At 64.9% G+C, this 23,928-nt stretch carries 26 protein-coding genes; 8 read left to right on the plus strand and 18 right to left on the minus strand.

Going from position 1 to position 23,928, the window contains the following annotated elements; all coding sequences use genetic code 11:
• The first annotated feature begins 6 nt into the window (after positions 1-6).
• Together AABA86_RS27580 and AABA86_RS27585 are read left to right on the plus strand one after the other, a co-directional pair.
• Entirely contained in the window at positions 7-1,020 is a 1,014-nt protein-coding gene (locus AABA86_RS27580) for an amino acid ABC transporter substrate-binding protein (RefSeq protein ID WP_338309079.1), read from the plus strand.
• A gap of 154 nt (positions 1,021-1,174) precedes the next feature.
• The gene (locus AABA86_RS27585) at positions 1,175-1,813 is read left to right on the plus strand and encodes an aspartate/glutamate racemase family protein (protein WP_338309080.1); all 639 of its coding nucleotides are present in this window, start codon (positions 1,175-1,177) and stop codon (positions 1,811-1,813) included.
• Here the strand turns inward: AABA86_RS27585 and AABA86_RS27590 are convergent.
• The gene (locus AABA86_RS27590; protein ID WP_338309081.1) at positions 1,810-2,457 is read right to left on the minus strand and encodes a TetR/AcrR family transcriptional regulator; all 648 of its coding nucleotides are present in this window, start codon (positions 2,455-2,457) and stop codon (positions 1,810-1,812) included. The two genes, AABA86_RS27585 and AABA86_RS27590, sit on opposite strands and share 4 nt — an antisense overlap.
• Before the next feature lie 157 nt (positions 2,458-2,614).
• Between AABA86_RS27590 and AABA86_RS27595 the strand changes: the two genes are divergently transcribed.
• The 5 genes from AABA86_RS27595 to AABA86_RS27615 are packed head-to-tail and all read left to right on the plus strand — an operon-like array spanning position 2,615 to position 7,362.
• Positions 2,615-2,824 carry a ferredoxin gene (locus tag AABA86_RS27595; protein ID WP_100181354.1) on the plus strand — a complete coding sequence of 70 codons (210 nt, stop codon included), beginning with the start codon at positions 2,615-2,617 and terminating at the stop codon, positions 2,822-2,824.
• A 52-nt stretch (positions 2,825-2,876) separates the two neighbouring features.
• Entirely contained in the window at positions 2,877-4,097 is a 1,221-nt protein-coding gene (locus AABA86_RS27600; RefSeq protein WP_338309082.1) for a cytochrome P450, read from the plus strand.
• 28 nt (positions 4,098-4,125) lie between these two features.
• Entirely contained in the window at positions 4,126-5,448 is a 1,323-nt protein-coding gene (locus AABA86_RS27605) for an MFS transporter (protein WP_338309083.1), read from the plus strand.
• Between the two features lie 3 nt (positions 5,449-5,451).
• Positions 5,452-6,111 (plus strand): sulfite oxidase-like oxidoreductase, encoded by a 660-nt coding sequence (locus AABA86_RS27610; protein WP_212248080.1) that lies wholly within the window; start codon positions 5,452-5,454, stop codon positions 6,109-6,111.
• Between the two features lie 27 nt (positions 6,112-6,138).
• Positions 6,139-7,362, plus strand: a complete 1,224-nt coding sequence (locus AABA86_RS27615; protein ID WP_338309084.1) for a bifunctional alpha/beta hydrolase/OsmC family protein — start codon at positions 6,139-6,141, stop codon at positions 7,360-7,362.
• 9 nt (positions 7,363-7,371) lie between these two features.
• Here the strand turns inward: AABA86_RS27615 and pdxR are convergent, their stop codons facing one another.
• A complete protein-coding gene (gene pdxR / locus AABA86_RS27620) occupies positions 7,372-8,802 on the minus strand; it encodes a MocR-like pyridoxine biosynthesis transcription factor PdxR (protein WP_338309170.1) in 1,431 nt (476 codons plus the stop codon).
• Between the two features lie 100 nt (positions 8,803-8,902).
• Here pdxR and AABA86_RS27625 point away from each other — a divergent pair, with 100 nt between their 5' ends.
• The gene (locus AABA86_RS27625; RefSeq protein WP_338309085.1) at positions 8,903-9,817 is read left to right on the plus strand and encodes a DMT family transporter; all 915 of its coding nucleotides are present in this window, start codon (positions 8,903-8,905) and stop codon (positions 9,815-9,817) included.
• On the opposite strand, the gene AABA86_RS27630 is transcribed toward AABA86_RS27625, so the two are convergent.
• The 16 genes from AABA86_RS27630 to AABA86_RS27705 all read right to left on the minus strand — a co-directional run bounded on the left by AABA86_RS27630 (position 9,796) and on the right by AABA86_RS27705 (position 23,912).
• Positions 9,796-10,854 carry a YeeE/YedE family protein gene (locus AABA86_RS27630; protein ID WP_338309171.1) on the minus strand — a complete coding sequence of 353 codons (1,059 nt, stop codon included), beginning with the start codon at positions 10,852-10,854 and terminating at the stop codon, positions 9,796-9,798. The genes AABA86_RS27625 and AABA86_RS27630 overlap by 22 nt on opposite strands.
• Positions 10,855-10,856: 2 nt before the next feature.
• Positions 10,857-11,861, minus strand: a complete 1,005-nt coding sequence (locus AABA86_RS27635; RefSeq protein ID WP_338309086.1) for a quinone oxidoreductase family protein — start codon at positions 11,859-11,861, stop codon at positions 10,857-10,859.
• 77 nt (positions 11,862-11,938) lie between these two features.
• On the minus strand, positions 11,939-13,270 hold the full coding sequence (gene paaK, locus AABA86_RS27640) for a phenylacetate--CoA ligase PaaK (protein WP_212248073.1): 1,332 nt from the start codon (positions 13,268-13,270) through the stop codon (positions 11,939-11,941).
• A 37-nt stretch (positions 13,271-13,307) separates the two neighbouring features.
• Entirely contained in the window at positions 13,308-13,757 is a 450-nt protein-coding gene (gene paaI, locus AABA86_RS27645; protein ID WP_338309087.1) for a hydroxyphenylacetyl-CoA thioesterase PaaI, read from the minus strand.
• Between the two features lie 101 nt (positions 13,758-13,858).
• The gene (gene paaE, locus AABA86_RS27650) at positions 13,859-14,941 is read right to left on the minus strand and encodes a 1,2-phenylacetyl-CoA epoxidase subunit PaaE (protein ID WP_338309088.1); all 1,083 of its coding nucleotides are present in this window, start codon (positions 14,939-14,941) and stop codon (positions 13,859-13,861) included.
• Between the two features lie 2 nt (positions 14,942-14,943).
• On the minus strand, positions 14,944-15,447 hold the full coding sequence (gene paaD / locus AABA86_RS27655; RefSeq protein ID WP_338309089.1) for a 1,2-phenylacetyl-CoA epoxidase subunit PaaD: 504 nt from the start codon (positions 15,445-15,447) through the stop codon (positions 14,944-14,946).
• Positions 15,441-16,217: a 1,2-phenylacetyl-CoA epoxidase subunit PaaC gene (paaC, locus tag AABA86_RS27660; RefSeq protein ID WP_338309090.1), complete on the minus strand. Its 777-nt coding sequence runs from the start codon at positions 16,215-16,217 to the stop codon at positions 15,441-15,443. The genes paaD and paaC overlap by 7 nt, the downstream gene beginning before the upstream one ends.
• Complete coding sequence (paaB, locus tag AABA86_RS27665; RefSeq protein WP_338309091.1) at positions 16,217-16,504, minus strand: 1,2-phenylacetyl-CoA epoxidase subunit PaaB; 288 nt, start codon at positions 16,502-16,504, stop codon at positions 16,217-16,219. The genes paaC and paaB overlap by 1 nt, the downstream gene beginning before the upstream one ends.
• Positions 16,505-16,514: 10 nt before the next feature.
• A complete protein-coding gene (gene paaA / locus AABA86_RS27670; protein WP_212248068.1) occupies positions 16,515-17,507 on the minus strand; it encodes a 1,2-phenylacetyl-CoA epoxidase subunit PaaA in 993 nt (330 codons plus the stop codon).
• 75 nt (positions 17,508-17,582) lie between these two features.
• Complete coding sequence (gene paaX / locus AABA86_RS27675; protein WP_212248067.1) at positions 17,583-18,449, minus strand: phenylacetic acid degradation operon negative regulatory protein PaaX; 867 nt, start codon at positions 18,447-18,449, stop codon at positions 17,583-17,585.
• 215 nt (positions 18,450-18,664) lie between these two features.
• Positions 18,665-19,435, minus strand: coding sequence for an esterase/lipase family protein (locus AABA86_RS27680; RefSeq protein ID WP_338309092.1), 771 nt, complete (start codon positions 19,433-19,435; stop codon positions 18,665-18,667).
• Between the two features lie 188 nt (positions 19,436-19,623).
• Entirely contained in the window at positions 19,624-20,910 is a 1,287-nt protein-coding gene (locus AABA86_RS27685; protein ID WP_038947065.1) for a DUF445 domain-containing protein, read from the minus strand.
• 247 nt (positions 20,911-21,157) lie between these two features.
• A complete protein-coding gene (locus tag AABA86_RS27690; protein WP_212248064.1) occupies positions 21,158-21,613 on the minus strand; it encodes a phasin in 456 nt (151 codons plus the stop codon).
• A 246-nt stretch (positions 21,614-21,859) separates the two neighbouring features.
• Positions 21,860-22,453 carry a GNAT family N-acetyltransferase gene (locus AABA86_RS27695; RefSeq protein WP_211382739.1) on the minus strand — a complete coding sequence of 198 codons (594 nt, stop codon included), beginning with the start codon at positions 22,451-22,453 and terminating at the stop codon, positions 21,860-21,862.
• Entirely contained in the window at positions 22,450-23,532 is a 1,083-nt protein-coding gene (locus AABA86_RS27700) for a PHA/PHB synthase family protein (protein WP_212248063.1), read from the minus strand. The genes AABA86_RS27695 and AABA86_RS27700 overlap by 4 nt, the downstream gene beginning before the upstream one ends.
• Positions 23,529-23,912 (minus strand): hypothetical protein, encoded by a 384-nt coding sequence (locus tag AABA86_RS27705; protein ID WP_338309093.1) that lies wholly within the window; start codon positions 23,910-23,912, stop codon positions 23,529-23,531. Before AABA86_RS27705 ends, AABA86_RS27700 begins: the two co-directional genes overlap by 4 nt.
• Positions 23,913-23,928: the final 16 nt, after the last annotated feature.

Raw genomic sequence — 23,928 nt, forward strand, 5'->3', positions numbered from 1 at the left:
AGTAGTATGATGAGGAAAGTGGTTATCGCAGCGAGCATCCTCGCGGCATCGACGGTTGTCGCATCCGCCGCGACGCTCGACACGGTGAAGAGCCGCGGCACGCTGGTGTGCGGCGTCAGTGCCGGCTTTGCCGGTTTCTCGGCGCCGGACTCGCAAGGCAATTACAAAGGTCTCGACGTCGATTACTGCCGCGCGCTCGCAGCCGGCGTGCTGGGTGATGCCAACAAGGTACGTTACGTCTCGTTGACCGCGCAGAACCGCTTCACCGCCCTGCAATCGGGCGAGATCGACGTGCTCTATCGCAACTCGACGCAGACCTATCTGCGCGGCGTGACGCTGGGCTTGCGGCAAGGCCCGATCAACTTCTACGACGGCCAGGGATTCGTCGTGAAGAAGGATCTGGGCGTCAAGGACATCAAAGACCTCAAGGGCGCCACCGTCTGCGTGGCTCAAGGCACCACGCACGAGGTGACGCTCGGCGATTACGGCCGCGCCAACGGCATCGACTGGAAGCCGCTGGTGTTCGACCGCGTCGACACCATGTACCAGACTTTCTTCGGCGGCCGCTGTGACGCCATGACCCAGGACGCCTCCGCGCTCGCGGGCGCGGTGACGACCGCGGCGCCGAACCCGGCCGACTACGTCGTGCTGCCGCAGACCATCAGCAAGGAGCCGCTTGGGCCCTTCACCCGCAACGGCGACGAGGTCTGGAGCGACATCGTCACCTGGCTGCATTACGGCCTGATCGAGGCCGAGGAGCTCGGCGTGACGCAGGCCAATGTCGAGGAGATGGCGAAGTCGCAGACGCCGGCGATCCAGCGGCTGCTAGGCGCCTCCGGCGACCTCGGCTCGCGGCTCGGGCTCGACAACAAATGGCTGGTCACTGCGATCAAGGTCACCGGAAATTACGGCGAGATCTACGAGCGCAATGTCGGCAAGGCGAGTCCGCTCAAGCTCGACCGCGGCCTCAATGGCCTCTGGAGCAAGGGCGGCTTGATGTACGCGGTGCCGTTCAAGTAGGGAGTTCACCTCTCCCCGCCTGCGGGGAGAGGTCGACCACGCAGCGTTCGGGTGAGAGGGACTCTCCGCGAGTCCAACTCTCACCGTCCCCGCGGAGACTCCCCCTCACCCCGATCCTCTCCCCGCAAGCGGGGCGAGGGAGACGAGACATCCCATGCGTATCGCCCTGATCCACGCCCTCAAGCATTCCATCGCCCCGATCGAAGCGGCGTTCGCCAAGGCCTGGCCAGAGGCGCGGCTGATGAACCTGCTCGACGACAGCCTGTCGGCGGATCTGGCCCGCGACGGCGCGCTCAACGATGCCATGACCGCGCGGTTCCTCGCGCTCGGCGATTATGCGGCGGCGACCGGGGCGAACGCGATCCTGTTCACCTGCTCGGCCTTCGGCCCCTGCATCGAGGCGGTCGCACGCGCGCATGCGCCGATGCCGGTGCTCAAGCCCAACGAAGCCATGATCGCGCGGGCGGTGACAATGGGCACACGGATCGGCCTGCTTTCCACCTTTCCGCCGACCCTGGCGTCGATGCCGCCGGAGTTTCCGGCCTCCGTCCAAATCGTGCCGAAGCTTGCCGAGGGCGCGCTGGCGGCGCTCGACCGCGGCGACCGCGCTACGCACGACCGGCTGATTGTGGAAGCTTCGCGCGATTTGCGCGATTGCGACGTCATCGCGCTGGCCCAGTTCAGCATCGCCTCGACGGCGCCTCTGGTAGCGGAAGCAACCGGCCGTCCCGTCGTGACCACGCCTGATAGCGCCGTCGACAAACTGATGACGCTGTTGGCGATGAGAGCTTAGGTGCCGGTCTTTTTCCGACGCCGCTCGCCCTTGATCGCAGCGGCAAGCGCGGCCTTCGTTTCGCTGACGAAATCCTCGACCAGTTCCTCGCGGGTGGCATGCGCGGCCTCGCCGGTGAACAGGCCCTGCTCGGCCAGCATCACCACGCCGTGCAACGCCGCCCAGATCTTGAGCGCCTGGCGTTCGCGCAAATAGCCGACGGCGGGCACTTCCAGGGCTTCGATCACGAGCGAAAAGGTCTCGCGCGTAGCCTCATGCAGCTCGCTGCCCTTGGTGGCGCACGACACGGTGCGGGACGCGAACATCAGGCGGTAGATGCCGTTCCGTCGCAATCCGAATTCGAGCATGGCCTGCGCCAGCCGCGACAGTTTCGATTGCTTTGACGGTTTCGCCATCGCCTCCCGAAAGACCCCGCTGAGCTGCCGGAATGCCACCGCCGTCACCGCCGCGAGCAATGCCTCGCGGTCGGCGAAATGCCGGTACGGCGCGGGCTGCGAGACGCCGAGCTGCTTCGCCAGCGCCTTGATGCTGATCGCCTCGGCACCGCCCTGCTCCGCCTCGCGCAATGCGGCCTTGATCAGAGCATCGCGAAGGTCGCCATGATGGTAGGTGTTCGCGGGCTTGCGGGCGAGTTGTGAGCGCATGTTGTGGTCGAGCCTACAAGTTTACCCTTGACAGGGAAAGGCTGGCGCGAATGTAATAGCATATAACTTAAAGCCCGCGGTCGATGCCGCGGATAAAATTGACATGAGGAACGCGCCGCCCTGCAGGCCCCGCGCGCGCACGACCGAGGATGCTGCCATGACCGAGCGACTGAGGGTTCACGTCGATCCCGACAAATGCCAGGGCCACGCGCGTTGCAAAGCGCTCGCGCCGGAACTTTTCGAGCTCGACGAGTTTGGCAACGCACACGAAGCCGGCGACGGCACGGTCCCGCCCGGGCTCGAAGACAAGGCCTGGCTTGCCAAATCCAACTGCCCGGAAATCGCAATCGATGTGATCGAGGAGTAGCGCGGCCTTTAGCCCGCGTCCTTTCAGCGAACACGAGCAAGAGATCCCCTACATGTCCGACGTCAGCCAGCCCGCCGCCCATCCGCCCGTGACCGACTGGGTCCATGATTTCGACCACACCGATCCACAATGGACGGAGGATCCCTTCCCGATCTGGGACGAGCTGCGCGTAGCGAGCCCGGTCGTGCACACCGAGCGTTTCCTCGGCTGCTACATGCCGACGACCTACGAGGCCGTGCGCGAGATCGCCAACGACACCGAGCATTTCTCCTCGCGCCGCATCATCGTGCGCGACGTCCGTCCCGAGGTGGCGAGGAACGCCGCGCCGCCGATCACTTCGGACCCGCCCGTGCACAAGCCGGCCAAGCAGCTGCTGCTGCCTCCTTTCACGCCGGACGCGATGAAGAAGCTGGAACCGCGGATGCGCGCGATCTGCAACGAGCTCATCGACGGGTTCATCGCCGATGGCAAAGTCGACGCCGCAGCGCGCTACGCCAAGTACATCCCGGTTCGGGCCATCGCGCACATGCTCGGCATTCCCGAGAGCGACAGCGATCTCTTCATCAACTGGATCCACATGATCCTCGAGCTCGGCATCAAGGACGAGAGCAAGCTGCTCCAGGCCGTGCAGGAGATGAGCGCCTATTTCAGGACGCATATCGAAGAGCGCAGATCGAGGCCGACCAGCGATCTCATCTCCTATCTGATGAACGCCAAGGACAAGGAAGGTCAGCCGCTGGAAGAGTCCCACGTGCTGGGCTCGCTGCGCCTGCTTCTGATCGCCGGCATCGACACCACCTGGAGCGCGATCGGTTCCTCGCTCTGGCATCTTGCGAAGACGCCGGCCGACCGCGAGCGGCTGATCGCCGAGCCCGCGTTGATCCCGACTGCGGTGGAGGAGCTGCTGCGCGCCTATTCGCCGGTGACGATGGCCCGCGAGGTGATCAAGGAGACGACGATCTCGGGCTGCCCGGTCAAGGCGGGCAACATGGTGCTGTTGTCCTTCCCGGCCGCAAATCGCGATCCCAAGATGTTTCCGGACGCTGACAAAGTCGTGATCGACCGTCGCGAAAACCGCCACGCCGCCTTCGGCCTCGGCATTCACCGCTGCGTCGGTTCCAACCTGGCGCGCATGGAGATGCAGGTTGCGCTGGAGGAATGGCTAAAGCGCATTCCAGACTTCCGGCTCGATCCGGCAGGCACCGTGACCTGGTCACAGGGCACGGTGCGGGGCCCCCGCCAGTTGCCATTCTTGTTCGGAAAGGCGATGTAGGCCTTTCCAGACAACGGAGAGGCCGGACGTGACTGAACAAGCAATCCAACCGGCCTCCGACCACATCGATATCGCCGACGCCAAGCGGCGGATCAAGGCGATCTTCATCGGCTCGATCGGCAATCTCGTCGAGTGGTACGATTTCTACGCCTATACGGCGTTCGCGCTCTATTTCGCTCCAGCCTTCTTCCCTGGCAACGACCCCGTCGTCCAGCAATTGAATGTCGCCGTCGTTTTCGCGGCGACGTTCCTGATGCGGCCCCTGGGCGGCTGGTTCTTCGGCTATCTCGCCGACCATTTCGGACGACGCATCTCGCTCACGCTCTCTGTCGTCTTCATGTGCTTTGGTTCGCTGATCATTGCGCTGACGCCGACCTATGCCACGATCGGGTTCGCCGCGCCCGTCATCCTCGCGCTCGCACGCGTCATCGAGGGCCTGAGCCTCGGCGGCGAATATGGCGCCAGCGCCACCTATCTCAGCGAGGTCGCCGATCCCAAGCACCGCGGCTTCTATTCGAGCTTCCAATACGTCACCCTGATCGGCGGCCAGCTCACCGCGATCATCGTGCTGCTGCTCCTGCAAAAGGTCTTTCTCACCCCGGAGGAGCTGAAGGCCTGGGGCTGGCGTATTCCCTTTGCGATCGGCGCAGCGCTCGCGATCTTTGCCGCGGTGATGCGGCGCGGCCTGCACGAGACGGAGGCGTTCGAGGAAGCCAAGAAGGTGGTGAAGCCGACCGGTTCGATCACCAATTTGCTGCGTTATCCGCGCGAGCTGTTGCTGGTGGTCGGCCTCACCGCCGGCGGTACCGCGGCGTTCTACACCTTCACCACCTACATGCAGACCTTCGTCAAGCTTTCGGTCGGGCTGACTGAGGACCAGACCACTTTCGTGATCTTCGGCACTTTGGTTTTCGCGACCGTCCTCCAGCCAATCTACGGCGCGATCTCCGACAAGATCGGACGCAAGCCGCTGCTGATCTTCTTCGGTGTAGCCGGCACGCTCGCGACCGTACCGCTGTTGATGACGCTGAAGGAGACCAAGTCGCCCTTCGTCGCGTTCGTCCTGATCTGCTGTGCCTGGCTGTTCGTCGCCGGTTATACCTCGATCAACGCGGTGGTGAAGGCCGAGCTGTTCCCGACCAATGTCCGCGCGCTCGGCGTCGGCCTGCCCTATGCCATCACGGTCTCGGTCTTCGGCGGCACGGCGCCGGCGATCGCGCTCTATTTCAAGAGCATCGGGCACGAGGAATGGTTCTATTTCTACCTCAGCGGCATCATCTGCCTGTCCTTGATCATCTATGCTACCATGCGCGACACCAAGCACACTTCGGCAATGCACCGGCACGAGTAGACCATGGCTGACGAGACGCCATCCGACAGCAAGCTGACGCGCACCAAGGAGAAATGGGCGCGCGAGGGCCGCTTTCTCACAGGGAAGATCACGCGACCGGAGGATCAAAGGCTGCCGCCCGGCCAGCACCTGACCAAGGACTGGCCTGTGCTCGACCTCGGAGTCGTGCCGCCGGTGTCGCGCGACCGTTGGCGGCTCGACGTCTATGGCGCGATCGAGAGCCCCGTGTTCTGGACATTCGCCGAATTCATCGCGCAGAAGCAGGCGCGGTTCACCTCCGACATCCATTGCGTCACCACCTGGTCGCGCTACGACAACGAGTGGGAAGGGCTCGCCACGCGCGAGCTGCTCGCGGCTTGCCAGCCGCGCGAGGATGCACGCTTCGTGACGCTGCATTCCCATGACGGCTACACCACCAACCTCGCGCTGGAAGACTTTGCCGCCGAGGACGCGCTGCTCGCCCATAGCTGGTCCGGCCAGCCGCTGACGGAGGAGCATGGCGGCCCGGTGCGGCTGGTCGTGCCGCATCTCTATTTCTGGAAGAGCGCGAAATGGCTCCAGGCCATCGAATTCCTGACCGCGGACGCGCCGGGCTTCTGGGAGGTCCGCGGCTATCATAATCGCGGCGACCCCTGGGCCGAGCAGCGCTATTCCGACGATTAGAATTCAAGCAGGAACGAGGGGAAGCCCATGCCGACGGAACGCTTTCAATTCACGGGCGAAGGCGGCCATCAGCTTGCGGCCGCGCTGGAGCTGCCGGACGGCGAGCCCGCGGCCTACGCGCTGTTTGCGCACTGCTTCACTTGCGGCAAGGACACGCTGGCCGCCAAGCGCATCTCGGTCGCGCTGGCCGCCAAGGGCATCGCGGTGCTGCGCTTCGACTTCACCGGGCTCGGCTCGAGCGAAGGCGATTTCGCCAATTCGACGTTTTCGTCCAACGTCGCCGATCTCGTCCGCGCAGCCGATCATCTGCGTTCGACCCGCAAGGCGCCGTCGCTTCTGATCGGCCACAGCCTCGGCGGCGCTGCCATCCTGGCGGCAGCCGGAAGAATTCCCGAGGCCACAGCGGTCGTGACCATCGCGGCCCCATCCGATCCGGCGCATGTGACCGGCCTCTTTAGGGAGCATATCGACAACATCCGCGCACACGGCGAGGTCGAGGTCTCGCTCGCGGGACGCCCGTTCCGGATCAAGCGCGAGTTCCTCGAGGACATCGCCGAGCACGAACTGATGAAAGACATCACGGGGCTGCACAGGGCGTTGCTGGTGATGCACTCGCCGGTCGACGACACCGTCGGCATCGATAATGCGACCAAGATCTTCGTTGCAGCCAGGCACCCCAAGAGCTTCGTCTCGCTCGACCATGCCGACCATCTGCTCGCCAGGCCCGCCGACGCGCTCTATGCGGCCGATCTGATCGCGACCTGGGCCAGCCGCTACATCGACACCGCAAAACCCGCGAAGGCGATGGATCTACCCGAGGCGCCGCGCCAGGTCGTGGTACGGGAGACCCGCAAGAGCAAGTTCAACCAAGTCATCAGCGTCGGCCCGCATCGGCTTGTGGCGGACGAGCCGGTGGCTGCCGGCGGCGAGGACGCCGGCCCCGGGCCCTACGATTTCCTGCTCGCCGGCTTGGGCGCGTGCACCTCCATGACCATGCGTCTCTATGCCGACCGCAAGTCGCTGCCGCTCGACCGCGTCACCGTCACGCTGAAGCATTCGAAAATCTACGCCAAGGATTGCGCGGAGTGCGAGACACGCGAGGGCATGCTCGACCAGATCGAGCGCGACATCGCGATCGACGGCGCGCTGGATGCCGAGCAGCGCAGGAAGCTGATGGAGATCGCCGACAAGTGCCCGGTGCACCGGACATTGACGTCGGAGATCCGCATCGTGACGAAGGCCGTGGATTAGCCGGCTGCGCTAGAAGCAGGATGCCATTGTCCGCACTGCCGCGCTGATCTCGTTCTCGCGCCAGGCCGCAAAACCGAGCAGCAGGCCGTGATCCCGCGGCCGGTCCAGCGCCAGGCTGGACAGCGCCCGCGTTTCGACGCCCGCGGCAGCCAGTCGTTTGACTGCCGCCCGATCGGCGGTGCCGCGTTTGAAACGGGCGACGAGCTGGATGCCGCCCGCGGGCACTTCGACCGAGAGCATCTCGCCCAGATGGCGCTGCAGTCCTGCAACGAGGTGGTCGCGGCGCGCGTGATAGAGCCGGCGCATCCGGCGCAGATGCGCGAGGAAATGCCCGTCAGCGATGAACTCGGCCAGCGCTTCCTGGACGTGACTCGCGGCGATCAGCCCGATGTGCCGCTGTGCGATTTCAAACGCGCCGACCAATGCCGGCGGCACGACCAGATAGCCGAGCCGGATGTCCGATGTCATCACCTTCGAGAAGGTACCGACATAGAACACGCGGCCAAGGGCATCGAGCCCCTGCAGCGCCGGCACCGGCCGGCTGTCATAGTGGAATTCGCCGTCGTAATCGTCCTCCACGATCCAGGTCCTGCCGGGCCTGCATAGCCTGAGAAATTCGGTGCGGCGCGCCAGCGACATCAGCCGTCCGGTGGGATGCTGGTGCGATGGCGTCATGAAGATCAATTTCGGGGCCGCGAGACCCGGCATCCGCTGCATGCCCTGCGCGTCCAGCCTCATGCCGGTCACGCGCGCGCCGGAGGCACGGAACGCGGCGGCCGCGCCGGGATAGCCGGGATCCTCGACCCAGACCTCGTCGCCGGGGGAGATGAGAACAGCCGCGATCAAGGTCAGCGCGGCCTGCGCGCTCGGCAGGATCATGATCTGCTCTGCCGCGGCGCGAACGCCTCTGCCGGCGGCCAGATAATGCGCGAGCGCCTCACGCAGGCGCGTTCGATTGAGCGGTCCGAGCTCGCGTTTGGCCGCACGCACGGCGCTGCGGCGCAGGCAGCGAGCCCAGATCTCGTTCGGAAACTCGCGCGCATCTCCAAGCCCTGGACGCAACGGTCTTAGCGGCGCCTGATAGGACATCGGCCAGTCGGTCTTCTTGAGCTGCGAGGCCCAGGGTGAAAGCCGCGGCTTGCCGGAGCGCACGCGCGACGCAACGGCATCCGTTCCTTCACGTCGTTCGCCGCCGTCGACGGTGACCACCGGGCGGCGGCCGTGCGACGCCTCGAGATATCCCTCCGCGGCGAGCTGCTCGAACGCATAGGTGACGGTGTTGCGGGAAACGCCGAGATCGCTGGCGAGCCGGCGGCTTGACGGGAGCGTGCGGCCTTTGCCGAGGCGGCCCGTCGCGATCAAGCCTCGGAGCTGGCTCGTCAGTTGAGCCACTAGGCCGTCGTCGCCGGTCCGGTTCAGGCCGATCAAGGCCGAGATCATATCATCCGGAACTGGCACCTTAATCCTTTCTGATCTGGCGCTTTTGTGGGTACCAGCGCGGATGCTACCTGCCAGACCGGACTGCTTCAAGGATCTTGCGATGAACTCCCTGTCCCCCCGCGCGGCCGTCGGCCTGTTCCTCATCGTCGTGCTGGCCTGGGGCGTGAACTGGTCGGTGACGAAGCAATTGGTGCAGCTCGTCCCGCCGCTGTGGAGCTCGGCGATCCGGAGCTGGATCGCGCTCGCAGGATTGTTTGTCATCCTCGGACTGAGCAACAATCTCGTGATTCCGGAGCGGCGCGACGTGCCGGTGGTCCTCAGCGTCGCGCTGCTGCACATGACGCTCTTCTCCATTCTGGTCGCGGCCGGCCTGCGCTTCCTGCCCGCAAGCAAGGGCATCGTGCTCGGCTACACCACGCCGCTCTGGGTCGCGATTGCGGCGCCCCTGCTCGGGAAGGACACACTGACCGCACCCAAGCTTGCCGGCGCCCTGCTCGGACTGATCGGTCTCGCCGTGATCCTGAATCCGTCCTCAATAGACTGGAGCAACGCCAACGTCGTGCTCGGCGCCGGCATGGTCATCCTGGCCGCGATCTCGTGGGCTGCGAATATCATCTACATCCGCGCGCATCGCTGGATCGCCTCCCCGCTCCAGCTCCTGATCTGGCAGGTGCTCGTGGCCACGGTCATACTCTCGACCCTGGCGATGGTCATCGACGGGCTGCCGCACGTGGAATGGTCATGGCGGCTGGCCATGCTGTTCCTGTACTCCGGCCTGATCGGAACCGCGCTGGCCTATTGGGCGATGTCGATGGTCAACAAGAGCATCTCGGCGCTGACGACGTCGCTTGGCACCACTGGGACGCCGCTCGTCGGCATCGCCAGTGCGGCGATCTTGCTGGGCGAGCCCCTCGACATGAGCCTCGCCGTCGCGGCCGGATTGATCGTCACCGGCATCGGACTTGCGACGCTCGGCGACCGGCTGTTGCGCGGTCAAGCCATCGCGAGCGGTTGAACCCGCAGCACGCCACGCAAACCTGCGGTCGTGCCGAGCAGGATGCCGGCGAGCGCGACGAACGAGCCCAGCGCCAGCGTCGACACGCCCGTGAGCCCCTGCCCGATCGAGCAGCCGAACGCCATCACACCACCGATGCCCATCAGCGCGGCGCCGCTGCCCGAGCGCAGCATGTGGCGGGGCGAGGAATAGCCTTCAAGCTTGAAGCGGCCCGTGGCGAGTGCGGTAATGAGGCTGCCGGCGAGGACGCCGGCGACCGTCGCAATGCCGAAATTGAGCGCCAGGCCGGTCGAGAGCATGGCATATTGCAGCGCGTCCGCGATCGGCGCGATGAAGGTGAGCGAGGTCACCGGAACGGGATTGAAGTCGTCGGCACCGAGATAGCCGGTGACAAACCAGCCGGCGGCGACGAGCAGGCCGACGACGACGCCCGCCGCGATCTGGCCCGGCGAGCGCCGGAACGTCGGATGCGCGAAGGCGAACAGGATCAGCACGACGACGAGCACGGCGGTAGCCAGCGCGCGCGAAAGAGCTTCAGCTGGACCAAGCGTCGCCAGCAGGGACGGCAGCGAATTGGCGCTGACGGTGGTTTGCGAGGCCTGAACCAGCGCGATGCGCGCCGGTGCGATCAGACCCTTGAGCGTCATCTGCGCAGCGATGGCGAGCACGATCACGACGACGAAGGAGCGGAGATTGCCACGGCCGAGCAGCACCAGCGCGCGCGAGCCGCAGCCGTTCGACAGCACCATGCCGTAACCAAACAGCACTCCGCCGAGGAACAGCACCGGCACCGAGAACGTCTGCTGCAGGTAGATCGACTTGCCCAAATCGGCCATGCCGTTGCCGGCGAGGAACTGGCTGGCGGCGATCGCAACGGCGATCGCCAGCGCATAGGTCCGCACCAGCCGCCCGTCTCCCTCCGCGAGCCAGCCGCGCATGCTGCTCATCAGGCAGAAGCCGCTGAGCAGACCGACGGCGCCGTAGACAAGGCCGATGGCGAGGCCGGCGAAGGTGACGAGTGCTGCGGACGAATCCATCATTACGGCTTCAGGACCACGCGATCCCGCGAAGAGCCGGCAACCGCGACATACGCCTCCTTGGCGCGCTCCAGCGGATAGACGGCATTCGCCTTGATCGGGAACGGCTTCAGCTGGCCGCTCGCAAAGCCCGGGCCGAGATCGCGCAACACCGCGCCTGTCGCGGCCGACGACAGGCCGAGGGTGTCGATGCCGACATAGGTGTGCTGGCCCCGATAAAATTCGAGGATGTTGAACTGCACGATGCGGTCGATCGCGGCGATCAGGATCTGACGGCCACGCAATGCGAGCGATTTGTGCGCGGCCTGGAAATAGGGATCGCCGACGGTATTGAAGACGATGTCGGCGCCCTTGCCGCCGGTCAATTCGCGCACGCGCGTGGCGACGTCGGTCGCGGACGCGTCGATCACCTCGATGGAAGCGTTGGCGTGGCCTTCGTAAGCCTCTGCCTTGCGTACCACGCCGATGACGCGCGCGCCCTGCCAGGTCGCGATCTGCACCGCGGCCTGGCCGACCTTGCCATTGACGCCGAACACCAGAACCGTCTCGCCGCTCTTCGCCACGCCCGCGCGGCGAAAACCTTCCATCGCGGTGACGAAGGGCACGCCGATGCCGGCGGCCTCCTCCCAGGACACTGCCTTCGGCTTATCGACGACGGCGTCAGCTTCGACGACGAGATGGGTTGCGTGAGTGCCGTCGCGGCGGATGCCGAGATCCCCGGAGGAGCCGAACACCTCGCGGCCGACCGTGCCGGCCGGCCCGTCGATCACCACGCCGGAATAGTCGCGGCCCGGCGTGCGCGGGAACACGGCATAGGGCATCAACCCGGTCGCGGCCTTCACGTCGGAGGGATTGACGGCGGCGGCCTTCACCTCGATCAGGAGATCATTGGGGCCGCGCGTTAGCGTGTGGCGCTCGACCACCGGCGCGACCGCGGCGGCGTTCTCGGCCTTGGCATTGAGGCGCACGCAACGCGCTTCGACGGTTTTGGTATCGGCTGGCGACATGGAAAGACCCGCGATTTCTCGCGGGCCTTGTCGCCTTTGGGGCCGATCAAGTCAATCGGTCAAGTCAATCGGTCAAATCAGTCCTTGGGCCGCTTATCGTAGAGGCGTTTGGCCTTGCCCAGCGAGCGTTCCAGCGTGGCGGGCGCGACCACCTGCACCCTGGAGCTGATGCCGATGGTGTTCTTGATGTGCGTCGAAATCCGGTCGGCGTGGTCGAGGAGACCGCGGCCGTCCCAGCTTTCGGATCGCGCCTCCGCGATGATGGTCAGCTCGTCCATACGGCCTTCGCGGGTCAGTTCCAGGATGAAGTGGCCGCCGCACCAATCGGTCGCGAGCAGCACCTCCTCGATCTGGGTCGGGAACAGGTTGACGCCGCGCAGGATGATCATGTCGTCCGAGCGGCCCGTCACCTTCTCCATCCGCCGCATGCCCGGCCGCGCCGTACCCGGCAGCAGCCGCGTCAGGTCGCGGGTGCGATATCGGATCACCGGGAAGGCTTCCTTGGTGAGCGAGGTGAAGACCAACTCGCCCTTCTCACCATCCGGCAGCACCGCACCCGTTTCAGGGTCGATCACCTCGGGGTAGAAATGATCCTCCCAGATGTGCAGGCCGTCCTTGGTCTCGATGCACTCCTGCGCGACGCCGGGGCCGATCACCTCGGAGAGGCCGTAGATGTCGGTCGCATCCATGTCGAAGGCGTCCTCGATCTCGCCGCGCATCGCATTGGTCCAGGGCTCGGCGCCGAAGATGCCGACCTTGAGCGAGCACTGGCGCGGGTCGAGCTTCTGGCGCTTGAACTCGTCCAGGATCGCCAGCATGTAGCTCGGCGTCACCGTGATGATGTCGGGCCGGAAATCGTTGATGAGCTGCACCTGCCGCTCGGTCATGCCGCCCGAGATCGGCACCACGGTGCAGCCGAGTCTTTCAGCGCCGTAGTGCACGCCGAGGCCGCCGGTGAAGAGCCCATAGCCGTAGGCGTTGTGGATGATCATGCCGGTACGGCCGCCGGCCGCGCGGATCGAGCGCGCCATCACGTCCGACCAGGTGTCGATGTCGGCCTGGGTATAGCCGACCACGATCGGCTTGCCGGTCGTGCCCGAGGACGCATGCACGCGCACCAGCTTTTCGCGCGGCACGGCGAACATGTTGAAGGGATAGTTGTCGCGCAGATCCGTTTTCACCGTGAAGGGGAATTTCGCGAGATCGGAGAGCTCGCGAAAATCGGACGGATGCACGCCGGCCCCGTCGAAGGCCTTGCGATAATGCGCGACGTTGTCATAGGCGTGCTTCAGCGACCAGGTCAGCCGCTGCTTCTGCAGCGCCCTGATCTCGTCGCGCGAGGCACGCTCATGCGCGTCCATCTCGGCGCTATAGGCGCTGCCACCTTCCTTGAGTCTCGTCAAAGCCATCCTCGTTTCCCACCATCGATTTGTTTTTCTTGATTGATTATTGGTCTTGCGTCGGCAGCCACGTGCCGGGAATGACGCGCGAATGTCCGCGGAATTCCGCAATGACGGTGTCGCTGACGGTGACGCGCACGTCATAGATGCCGGAGCGACCGCCGCGCGTGATCTCACGTGCCTTCGCAACGAGGCGATCGCCGAGCTTGCCCGGCTTGATGAAGGTGATCTGCCCCTGCGCGGCGACCACGCGTTCGTTGCGCGAGTTGCAGGCAAAGGCGAAGGCGGAATCGGCGAGTGTGAAGATGAAGCCGCCATGGGCGATGCGCTGGCCGTTGACCATGTCCGGCCGCACCGTCATCGCGAGCGTCGCGAAGCCGGGGCCGATCTCGACGATCTCCATGCCGAGCCCCTTGGAGGCATCGTCCTCCGCCCACATCGCCTCGGCGCAGGCGCGGGAAATATCCTCGGGCGACAGGGCAGCTTTGACGTTCACGCGCTTCTCCCGGCCAGATGTTTGCCCATGATGTTCTGCTGGTTGGCCAAAACTGTCAAATAATGCGACGCATTTGCATCGTCAGCGTCTGACATGCCTGCTCAGACATGGTCATAATCGACCACGACCCGCTCCGATGACGGCTTGGCCTGGCAGGTCAGGACGAACCCGGCCTTCAGCTCCCACGGCTCCAGCGAATAGTTGATGTCCATCGGCGCCTCACCTTCGACCAGCTTGGCGCGGCAGGTCGAGCACATGCCGCCCTTGCAGGCGAAGGGCAGATCGACGCCGGCGCGCAGCGCGGCATCGAGGATCGCCTCGTCCTCGGCGACCGGAACGTCGCGGCGCTTGCCGTCGATGATCAGCGAGGCGATCGCTTTCGGCGGCGCGTCGGGCGCCACCGCCTTCTTCGGCCGCGGCTTGCCGCCGAACTCGGAGACGAAGCGCTCGACGTGGATACGCTCTTTCGCGATGCCGAGCTCGCGGCAGGTGGTCTCGATGTCCTCGCTCATGCCAAGAGGGCCACAGATGTAGAGATGATCGACGCTAGCCGCCGGAACCAGCGAGCGCAGCAGCACCCTCACCTTGTCGCCGTCGAGCCGGCCATGCAGGATCGGGATGTCCTGCTCTTCGCCGGAGATGACGTGGAAGATGGAGAGGCGATCGATGAAGCGGTCCTTCAGCTCCTCCAACGCCTCGAGGAACATGATGTTGTCGGTGGTGCGGTTGCCGTAGAACAGGAAGAAGCGGCTGTCCGGCTCGCGCGCGAGCGTGCCCTTCACGATCGACAGGATCGGCGTAATGCCGGAGCCTGCGGCGAAGCCGACATGGATGCGTCCACTATCCGCCGGCGGGACTGCACCGAAGCGCCCGGTCGGCGTCATCACGTCGAGCTGGTCGCCGCATTTCAGCTCGTCCGCCGCCCAGTTCGAAAACGCGCCGCCGTCGATCTTCTTCACGGCGATACGAATCTCGCCGTCATCGGGGCCGGAACAGATCGAATAGGAGCGGCGCACCTCCTCTCCGTCGAGCGTCGTGCGGAGCGTGAGGTACTGGCCGGGCGTGAAAGCGTAATCGCCGGCGAGATCGCCGGGGATGGCGAAGGTCATCGAGACGGCGTCGGACGCCTCGCGGCGAAGGTCGCTGACGGCCAGTCGATGGAAGCGGGGTGCGGCTGCTGACATGGTCAATGACACTTGAAATAATCGAAAGGTTCGCGGCAGGCCTTGCAGCGCCACAGCGCCTTGCAGGAGGTCGAGCCGAATTCGGAGAGCAGCTCGGTGTCCCCGGAGCCACATTGCGGGCACGCCACGGCCTGCGCGCCGAACAGCGCGCGGCGCGAGCTCGAGGCTTGCGGCGGCGCGATGCCGTAGGCCCGCAGCTTCTGGCGGCCCTCCTCGGTCATCCAATCGGTGGTCCAGGCCGGCGACAGCACGGTCCGGACTTTTGGACTGCTAAAACCGGCGCGCTCCAGCGCCAGCTCGATCTCCAGCGCGATCATGTTCATCGCCGGGCAGCCGGAATAGGTCGGCGTAATCGCGACCTCGACGTGGTCGCCGGCCAAGGCGACATCCCGGAGCACGCCGAGATCGGCGATGGTCAGGACCGGAATCTCCGGATCGACCACGCTCGCCGCAGCGTCCCAGGCGCGCCGGTGCAGCTCGCTGTCACGGTCGAGCACGCTCACCATGTCAGCCCCGGAAAGGTGCGCTGCATCGATTGCAGCTCGGACAGGAGATGGCCGAGATGTTCGCTGTGCCGGCCCGCGCGGCCGCCCTGCTGCATCCAGTCGTTCTGCGGCAAGACCAGCGTGGCTTCGCTGGCGACACTGGAAAGCGTCTGCAACCAGCGACCACGCAAGGTGCCGGGATCGATCGCGATACCGGCATGGATCAGGGCGCGCTCGCCGTCGTCGACGGCAAACATCTCGCCGGTGAAGGCCCAGAGATGATCGATCGCGGCTTGCGCGCGGGCGTGGCTCTCATCGGTGCCGTCGCCGAGGCGGATGAGCCACTCCGAGGCGTGGCGCAGATGATAGGCGCTCTCCTTTTCCGACTTGGCGGCAATCGCGGCCAATGTCGCGTCGCGCGAATTCATCATCGCGCGCCAGTAGAGGTCGGCGAACGCGGAATAGAAGAACTGTCGCACCAGGGTCTGGGCGAAGTCGCCATTGGGCTGCTCGACCAGCAGCAGATTGCGGTACTGCCTGACGTCGCGCAAGTAAGCGAGCTTGTCCTCGTCGTTATCCCCGCCTTCGGTCGTGGCGGCGTAGGTATAGAGCTCGCGCGCCTGGCCGATCAGGTCGAGCGCGATGTTGGAGAGCGCCATGTCCTCTTCCAGCATCGGCGCATGCCCGCACCATTCCGACAGCCTATGGCCGAGGATCAACGCATCGTCGGCACGGCGCAGCGCGTAGAGCACCAGCGGTGTTTCGGAGACCTCGATGTTGGCGACCGGCATCACATATGTCCCACTTCTTCCGGCACCTCGTAAAAGGTCGGATGCCGGTAAATCTTCGATTCCGCCGGTTCGAACATCATGGTCTTCTCGGCGGGATCGCTCGCGGTGATCGCAGTCGACGGCACGACCCAGATCGACAGGCCCTCGCCGCGGCGGGTGTAGATATCGCGGGCGGCTTGCAGCGCCATGGTGGCATCGCTCGCGTGCAGCGATCCCACATGCTTGTGCGCGAGCCCGTTCCGGCTGCGAATGAAGACTTCCCACAGCGGCGTGTTCGGCGTGGCCATATCGATCTCCCTACTCGGCGGCTTGCGCAGTCTGGCGATGCGCACGTTTGGCGGCATAGGCCGCCGCGGCTTCGCGCACCCAGGCGCCGTCGGCGTGCGCCTTGCGGCGCGCGGCCATGCGGTCGCGATTGCAGGGGCCGTTGCCGGCGAGCACCTGCTTGAATTCGGTCCAGTCGATCTCGCTGTAGCGCCAGTGGCCGTCCGCATCCTGAATCATGCCGGGATCGGGAATCGTGAGGCCGAGATATTGCGCCTGCGGCACGGTTGCATCGACGAATTTCTGGCGCAGCTCGTCATTGGAGAAGCGCTTGATCTTCCACTTCGTCGAGGTGTCGCTGTGCTGGCTCGTGCTATCTGGCGGGCCGAACATCATCAGCACCGGCCACCACCAGCGGTTCAGCGCATCCTGCGCCATCGCCTTCTGCTCGTCCGAGCCGCGGCACAGCGTCAGCATGATCTCGTAGCCCTGGCGCTGGTGGAACGACTCCTCCTTGCAGACCCGGATCATCGCGCGTGCATAGGGGCCGTATGAGCAGCGGCACAGCGGGATCTGGTTCATGATTGCGGCGCCGTCGACCAGCCAGCCGATGGTGCCGATATCGGCCCAGGTCAGCGTCGGATAGTTGAAGATCGAGGAGTACTTGGCTTTGCCCGCGAGCATGGCATCGACCAGCTCCTCGCGCGATGAACCGAGCGTCTCGGCGGCGGCATAGAGATAGAGCCCGTGGCCGCATTCGTCCTGCACCTTGGCGAGCAGCGCGGCCTTGCGGCGCAGGGTCGGCGCACGCGTGATCCAGTTACCTTCCGGCAGCATGCCGACGATCTCGGAATGGGCGTGCTGGGAAATCTGGCGTGTCAGCGTCTTGCGATAGGCCGCGGGCATCCAGTCGTTCGGCTCGATGCGTTCCTCGGCGTCGATGCGGCCCTGGAACTGCGCAGCTCTGGCCGCGTCCTCAGGGCTGCGGTCATCCGCCTCGGCCGTGTTGAGCGCCTGGGTATACATGCGCATCCTCCCGTTTTATTGGGAGGCAATGTATAACAAAAATCATGTCATGCAAGATATTTCTGTAACATAAAATCAGACCCCGAACCTCCTTTCCAGAAGCTTTCGCGCCGGCGGCAATGGCCCCTTCTCGTTGGTTCCATGTTCATCAAGCCATTGTTCGGAAGAGGCAAGCAGCGCGCGATAGATTTCGCCGCACAGGTTCCGTGCCGCCCTGCCCGGCCAGTTCGTCGGCAGCAGGCTTTCGGGCAATAGCGGATCGCGCAGCACGACGCGGCGATAGTAGTGGATCAGGAGGATGCGCGCCGTGAACGCGTCGGCCTCGGACAAATCCGTGCCGCGGCCGATCGCGGCGCGCAGCGGCTCGAACGTCTTCATGAATTTCAGATAGGCATCCGCGGTGCGATCCAGCGGCCAGCTTGCGCTGAGCAGGCGACGCCCGCTGTCATCCTCGGCCGAGACTTCGAGACGGATCGCGCCTGAGGCTTCATCCGGCACCGGCAGGCCCGACGGCGCGACCCAAACCCCCGGCAGCGGACTGCCGAAGCCGGCGTTACGGAGCGCTTCGCGCGAGACGTCGCGATCTCCGCCATTGCCGATCAGGAGCAGCTCGAAGCGCCCGGTCCAGTCGGATGGCGGCGGATCGTAGATGTGGCGTGTCGCGGCCTCGAAGGTCTGGCGGCCCTTCTCGGCGAGCCGATAGAAGCTGTTGCGGCCGACCTTTTCCCGCGTGAGCCAGCCATCGGCCGCAAGCCGCGACATCGTGGTGCGCACCACGCCGCTATCGATGTCGAGACCGTCGAAGAATTCGAGCAGCGTGCCGAGCCACACCGAACCGCCGCGGGGCACGATGGCATCGCCGAACACGGTGATGACGATGGAGCCGGTGCGCGACGGTTCACGCTTGAGCTGGTCGATGATGCGGGAAAGCGGATGCGCCATACGCGAGGCATAGCGCGTTTGATGCGGGCGCGACAATGGACGGGTGCGACGCCCTTACTCCCCCTCTCCCCGTTCTTACGGGGAGAGGGTTGGGGTGAGGGGCTGCTTCAGCAAACTCGCCGATGGATGGACTCGCGGAGACTCCCCCTCACCCGGAATTTGCTGTTCGCAAATTCCGACCTCTCCCCGCACGCGGGGAGAGGCGAAGAAAGAGCTCACCGATGCGGATCTGGATAGGCCAAGCTGCGCCAGCCGCTGCGGTCGAACGGCCGCCACTGGCCTTCCTTCTGTGCGAGCCGGTCGGCGACCGCATAGACCGCGGCGGGATGATGGCCCATGCCGCAATGGCTGCTCTCGACCTCGATGCTCTCGGTCTGGGCTCCCTTCTTCTCCATGCAGCCCTGCCAGGCGCAGACGCCGTCGGTGCGGCTGAAGATGGCGGTGGTCGGCACCGGCGGGGGCACCGCGAGCTCGCCGCCGAACCGCGGATCGACCTCGTCCGACTTCCGACCGCTCGCCCATTCATAGACGCGCCAGGCATTGGTCGAACGGGGATTGCCCGCGAAGGGACTGCCAAGCGTGATCACCTGACGCACGCGCTCGGGCATCATCTTGGCGAGCTGGCGCGCATAGAGGCCGCCGAGGCTCCAGCCGACCAGGCTGATCTTGCGGCCATGCGTGTCGCTGAGCTCCTCGACCAGATCGACCATGGCATGCTGCACGCCCTCGCGCAGGCCATAGTTGCGGCCCTGGCGCCAGCCGCTCACCGCATACCCCTTGCTGGTCAGAAACGTGCGCAACGCACGCGTGGATTCATCGGAGGCGACGAGGCCCGGCAGCACCAGCACCGGGTGCCCATCGCCGCGCGGCGCGAGGCTCAGCAGCGGCAGCGCGCCGAGGAACGCACCGAACTCGTGGATCGCGCGCCCTTCCATAAACATCAGTGTTCGGGACGGCGGACGCAGCGTCTGGGCAGTAGCGGTCATCAATGTTTCCCCTGAGAAGGCGCCGGGCGCGATGCCGGCAAATGGGCATGAATTCCAATACGCCGGCTTCTTGATCGTTCCGCAGCGCAACATGAATCAGCTAGGCGGCCGGTTCCCGACATTCAAGCGGGAGAGACGAAAGCCGACAATAGGCCCGCGCGTTAATGCTAACGGCCGTGACGCAAAAGTCACAGCAATCGAAGCAGGAATTCTACGGAGTAGAGCGCGAGCCCGGCGAGTCCACCGATCAGCGAACCGTTGAAGCGGATGTATTGCAGGTCGCGCCCGATGTTGATTTCGATCAGCGAAATCAGCTGCGCCATGTCCCAGGCCTTGACCTGGTCGGAGATGAAGATCGAGACGCCGCTCTTCTGGTCGGCGACGAAGCTGCGCAGCACCGTCACCAGCCCCTTGTTGATCTCGTCGCGCAGCTCGGCATCGCCGGCGAGCGCATCGCCGGCGGAAACGAACATGCCGGCGAGATGATGCTGCAGCACCTGCGTCTCGCCGCTCGCGCTGCGCTCGATGAAGGAGCGTGTGTTGGCCCAGACGGTGCGGGCGAGGTCGGCAAGCTCAGGCCGCGCGAGGAGGTCACGCTTCAAGCCGGCGATGCGGTCGATATAGGCCTGGTCAGTGCCGAGCCGGTCGACGAAGCTCAGCACCATGCGGTCGAACTCGCCGCGGAAGGGATGCTTGGGATCGCTGCGCACTTCATTGAAGAACGCGGTGGCAGAGGCCACGATCTTGTTCACCAGAAACTTGTCGGCTCGGTAGAGCCGCAGCAGGGTCGGCAATTCCGCGCGCACCTTCTCGCGGATCATCCCCATCGTCTCTTTCTGGTTCAGCGTCTCGTGCATCACGCGCAGGAGATCGTCGAACAGGATCTGATGGCGCCCCTCCGCCACGAAACCGCGCAGCGTGCCGGCGGCAAGCGGCGCAAGGTCGATGGCCTGGAGCTGCGATGACATGCGGCGGATGATGAAGGTCATCAGGCCCGAGCTCTCCGTCGCCGAGACGGCCTCAGGCAACAGGCGGAGCGCAAAGCGCGCGAGATCGTCGCTGCGCTTGCGGTCGCGCAGCCAGTCGGCAACGAAGGAGCCGAAATCGATCTCCTTCAGCTTGGCCTCGACCGGACCCGCCTCGAGGAAATGTACCTGGATGAATTCGCCGAGCTTGTCGGCGATGCGGGCCTGGTTGCTCTGGATGATCGCGGTATGCGGGATCGGCAGGCCAAGCGGCCGCTTGAACAGGGCAACCACGGCATACCAGTCGGCGAGGCCGCCGATGGTCGCGGCTTCCGCGAAGGCGGCGATGAAGCCGAACACGGGATGCGCATTCAGCAGCAACTTCGCGACGACGAACAGGGCAAGCGTCGAAGCCAGCACCAGCGTCGCCAGCGCTTTCACGCGGCGCAACTCGGCCGCGCGTTCGGCATCGCCGGGGGTGTCGAAGGAGAAGGCGGCGGGAGGGGTCATAGCGGATACTTAGCGTGTCAGTCTCCGCGTGTCCCGGACGCGGTGCAGCGTGCAAACGATGCACCGCAGAGCCGGGATCCAGCAAGCATCCGATGCAGGATGGCCCCCGGATCAGCAGTGCACCACGCCACTGGACGATGCTTCGCATCGCCAGGGGGCGCGCTGCACTGCATCCGGGGAACGCAAGAGAAGAACAAAAGGCCCGCCGAAGCGGGCCTCAAATTCAGTTTTGACTCAGGGCGCCGGATCAGGCGGTCTTGTTGTAGACCTTGGCAAAATTGTCCTGAGCGGACTTCGCACCGTTGGCGGCGAGCTGGCCGAAATAGTCGGCGGTCGCCTTGGCGCGCGAGACGAACACTTCGCCGCGGGCGCGGAGCAGGCTCGACTGGATCTCGACGGCTTCGCTGACCGACTTGGCGGAAGCAAGCTTGTCGATGCCGGCGAAGAACGCCTGGGCGTCGTCATAGATCGCCTGCTGGATATTGCGGCTGATCTTGCCGGCCTCGGTGACGGACTCGGTCACCGCGTTCTCGACGGCGGCGGTCACGCGCTCGGAGCCAGCGAACACCTCGGCAGCACGGTCCTTGGCGGTGTTGGCGGTCTTCTTGACGAACTCGCGGGCGGCCTCGGGAACTTCCAGGTTCTGGATGTTCTTGAAAGCGTCCTTGAAGCCCTCGAAAGCGGTGTTGGTTTCAGTGGTCATGGGGTTCTCTCCATCCTCATTGGTCTGAGCTATGGGCTCACCCCGTCCTCGATGGCCCGGGGCACGACTTATATGGCATAGTTAATTGTGCGATGCAATATTCATATTGCAGTGCGACATCACGAAACTGTGAACAGTCTTAACGGGAAGCAATATGATGCCTCCGTGACCAGGCCGGTTCCCGGACAACGGTCGGACCGTCTCTCCCCGATGCTGGACGGCGGTCCTGGTGCTGGACGGCGCGTTTTAGTGCTGGACGGCGCCTGGCAGCCCGTAAGCCTCCATCTGGGCCTGGACCTGCGCGATGTTGTGGCCGAGCACGACGATGTCATGGGTCTTGCCGTCGACGTCCCGGACGTGGTCTCGCAGCAACGCTTCGGCCTTGAAGCCGAGGCTCTCGAACACCGCAATCGCCGCCTGCTGATCGACCGTCATCTGGACCGAGAGTTTTTCCAGGCCCGCGCCGAGCGCGAGCGCGAAGGTCTCCTGCGACAGCGCCCGCCCTACCCCCTTCCCGCGCACATCGAGCGAGACCACCATGCGGATCTCGCCGACATGGGGCGACCAGGAATGCGGATCGCGCACCAGCGTGCCGCAGCCCACGACCTTGCCGTCTTTCACCGCGAGCAGGCTCGTGATCGCGCCACGCTCGATCTCCTTGACCCAGGCCGACAGCACCTTCGGCTCGCTGATATTGCGCGGCAGGAACAGCAGGTCGTGGGTCGGCAGCCCCTTGCCGAACGCGAGCACCGCGGCCTCGTCCGCAGGCGACATCAGGCGGATCTCGATATCGCCGGCGTCGGTCTTGACGTGACGCGGATAGGAACGCTGCTCACTCATGTCGATCTCTTCCCCAGCCAGGAGTCCAGTTTCGGCCATAGCCGCTTCACGGCGTTGGCGCCGGCGACAAGCGAGACGTGACCGCCTTTCAGCATCACCTCTTCCTTGTCCGCAGATCCGATCTTCGCGATCAGGTGCTTGGCGGCCTCATACGGCACGATGTGATCGTGCTCGGCGACCGCATGCAGGATCGGCACCTTGATGTCCTCGAGCTTCGCGGTGCGGCCGCCGACCGACATGGTGTCGTTGAACAGCTTGTTGTCCCACATCAGGTCTTTGGTGATGGTGCGGAAATACTCGCCCGCCAGCGGCAGCGTGTCGGTCGCCCAACGGTCGAACATGCGGTAGGACTTCACGAACTCGTCGTTCCAGATGTTTTCCCAGAGCTGAATCTGGCTGACCGTGCGCGAGGCCGGACGCAGCATCTCGAACGAGGACAGGATCATCTCCGGCGGCACGTTGCCGACACTGTCGACGAGACGGTCGACGTCGAAATAGCGGCGGTCCGAAAAGTTCGAGAACAGCTTCATCTCGCGGAAGTCGATCGGCGTGGTGAAGCAGATCAGATTCTTCATCGGCCCGTTCTGGTGGATCGCGCCGTAGAGCAGCGACAGCACGCCGCCGAAGCAATAGCCGATCACGGAGACGTCCTGCTCGCCGGAATCAGCTTGCACCCGGCGAACACAGTCCGGAATGAAGTCGAGAACATAGTCCTCCATCCGCAGGCTCTTCTCCTCCGGCCGCGGCGCGCTCCAATCGAGCATATAGACGTCGTAACCGCGCTTGAGCAGGAATTCGATAAAGCTCTGACCGGGCACGAGGTCGAGGATGTAGCCGCGATTGGTGGTGGCCATCACGATCAGCACCGGTATGCGGTAAATCTCGTCCGACATCGGCCGATAGTGATAGAGATTCATGGTGCCGCGTGAATGCAGCACGTCCTTCGGCGTCGAGCCGAGCGAGGGGCCCGAGGTCGAGAAATATTCAACGCCCTTGATGCTGCGCTGGATCGCGCGCTGGACCTCGCTCTGGATGCGCTCCGGGATGGATGCGAAATCAAGTCCGGGAGCTGCATTCATGCCTGCTCTCCGCCCTCAGACGGCGGACGCTTGGTGCGCGGCGGCCGCAATGCGGAATCGGCGCCCTGAGACACGCCGGCGCTTGCAGCCATCTGGCTCAGCAGCGACTTGATCTCACCGATCTGGCCTTCGATAGCTTGCAGCCTTTCGGCAAGGCCAGTGACCTGCTCCCGGCTCGGCAGGTTCATGGAGACCAGATACTTCTCCATGAGTTCGCCGAGCTGCTTCTGAGCACCTGCAGCAACTCCCCCCGCACGGTTCATCGCCTGTGAAAACTCGGGCGACGACATGGCCTGGTTGGCGAAGGAATTGAACCCCTTCTCCATCTCGCCCATCATCTTCTGCCACATGGCGACCGGGTCATTGGTCTTGTCGGTCATCGGCGTCCTCCAGATG

The sequence above is a fragment of the Bradyrhizobium sp. TM233 genome (assembly GCF_036247965.1).
Classification (GTDB): domain Bacteria; phylum Pseudomonadota; class Alphaproteobacteria; order Rhizobiales; family Xanthobacteraceae; genus Bradyrhizobium; species Bradyrhizobium ottawaense.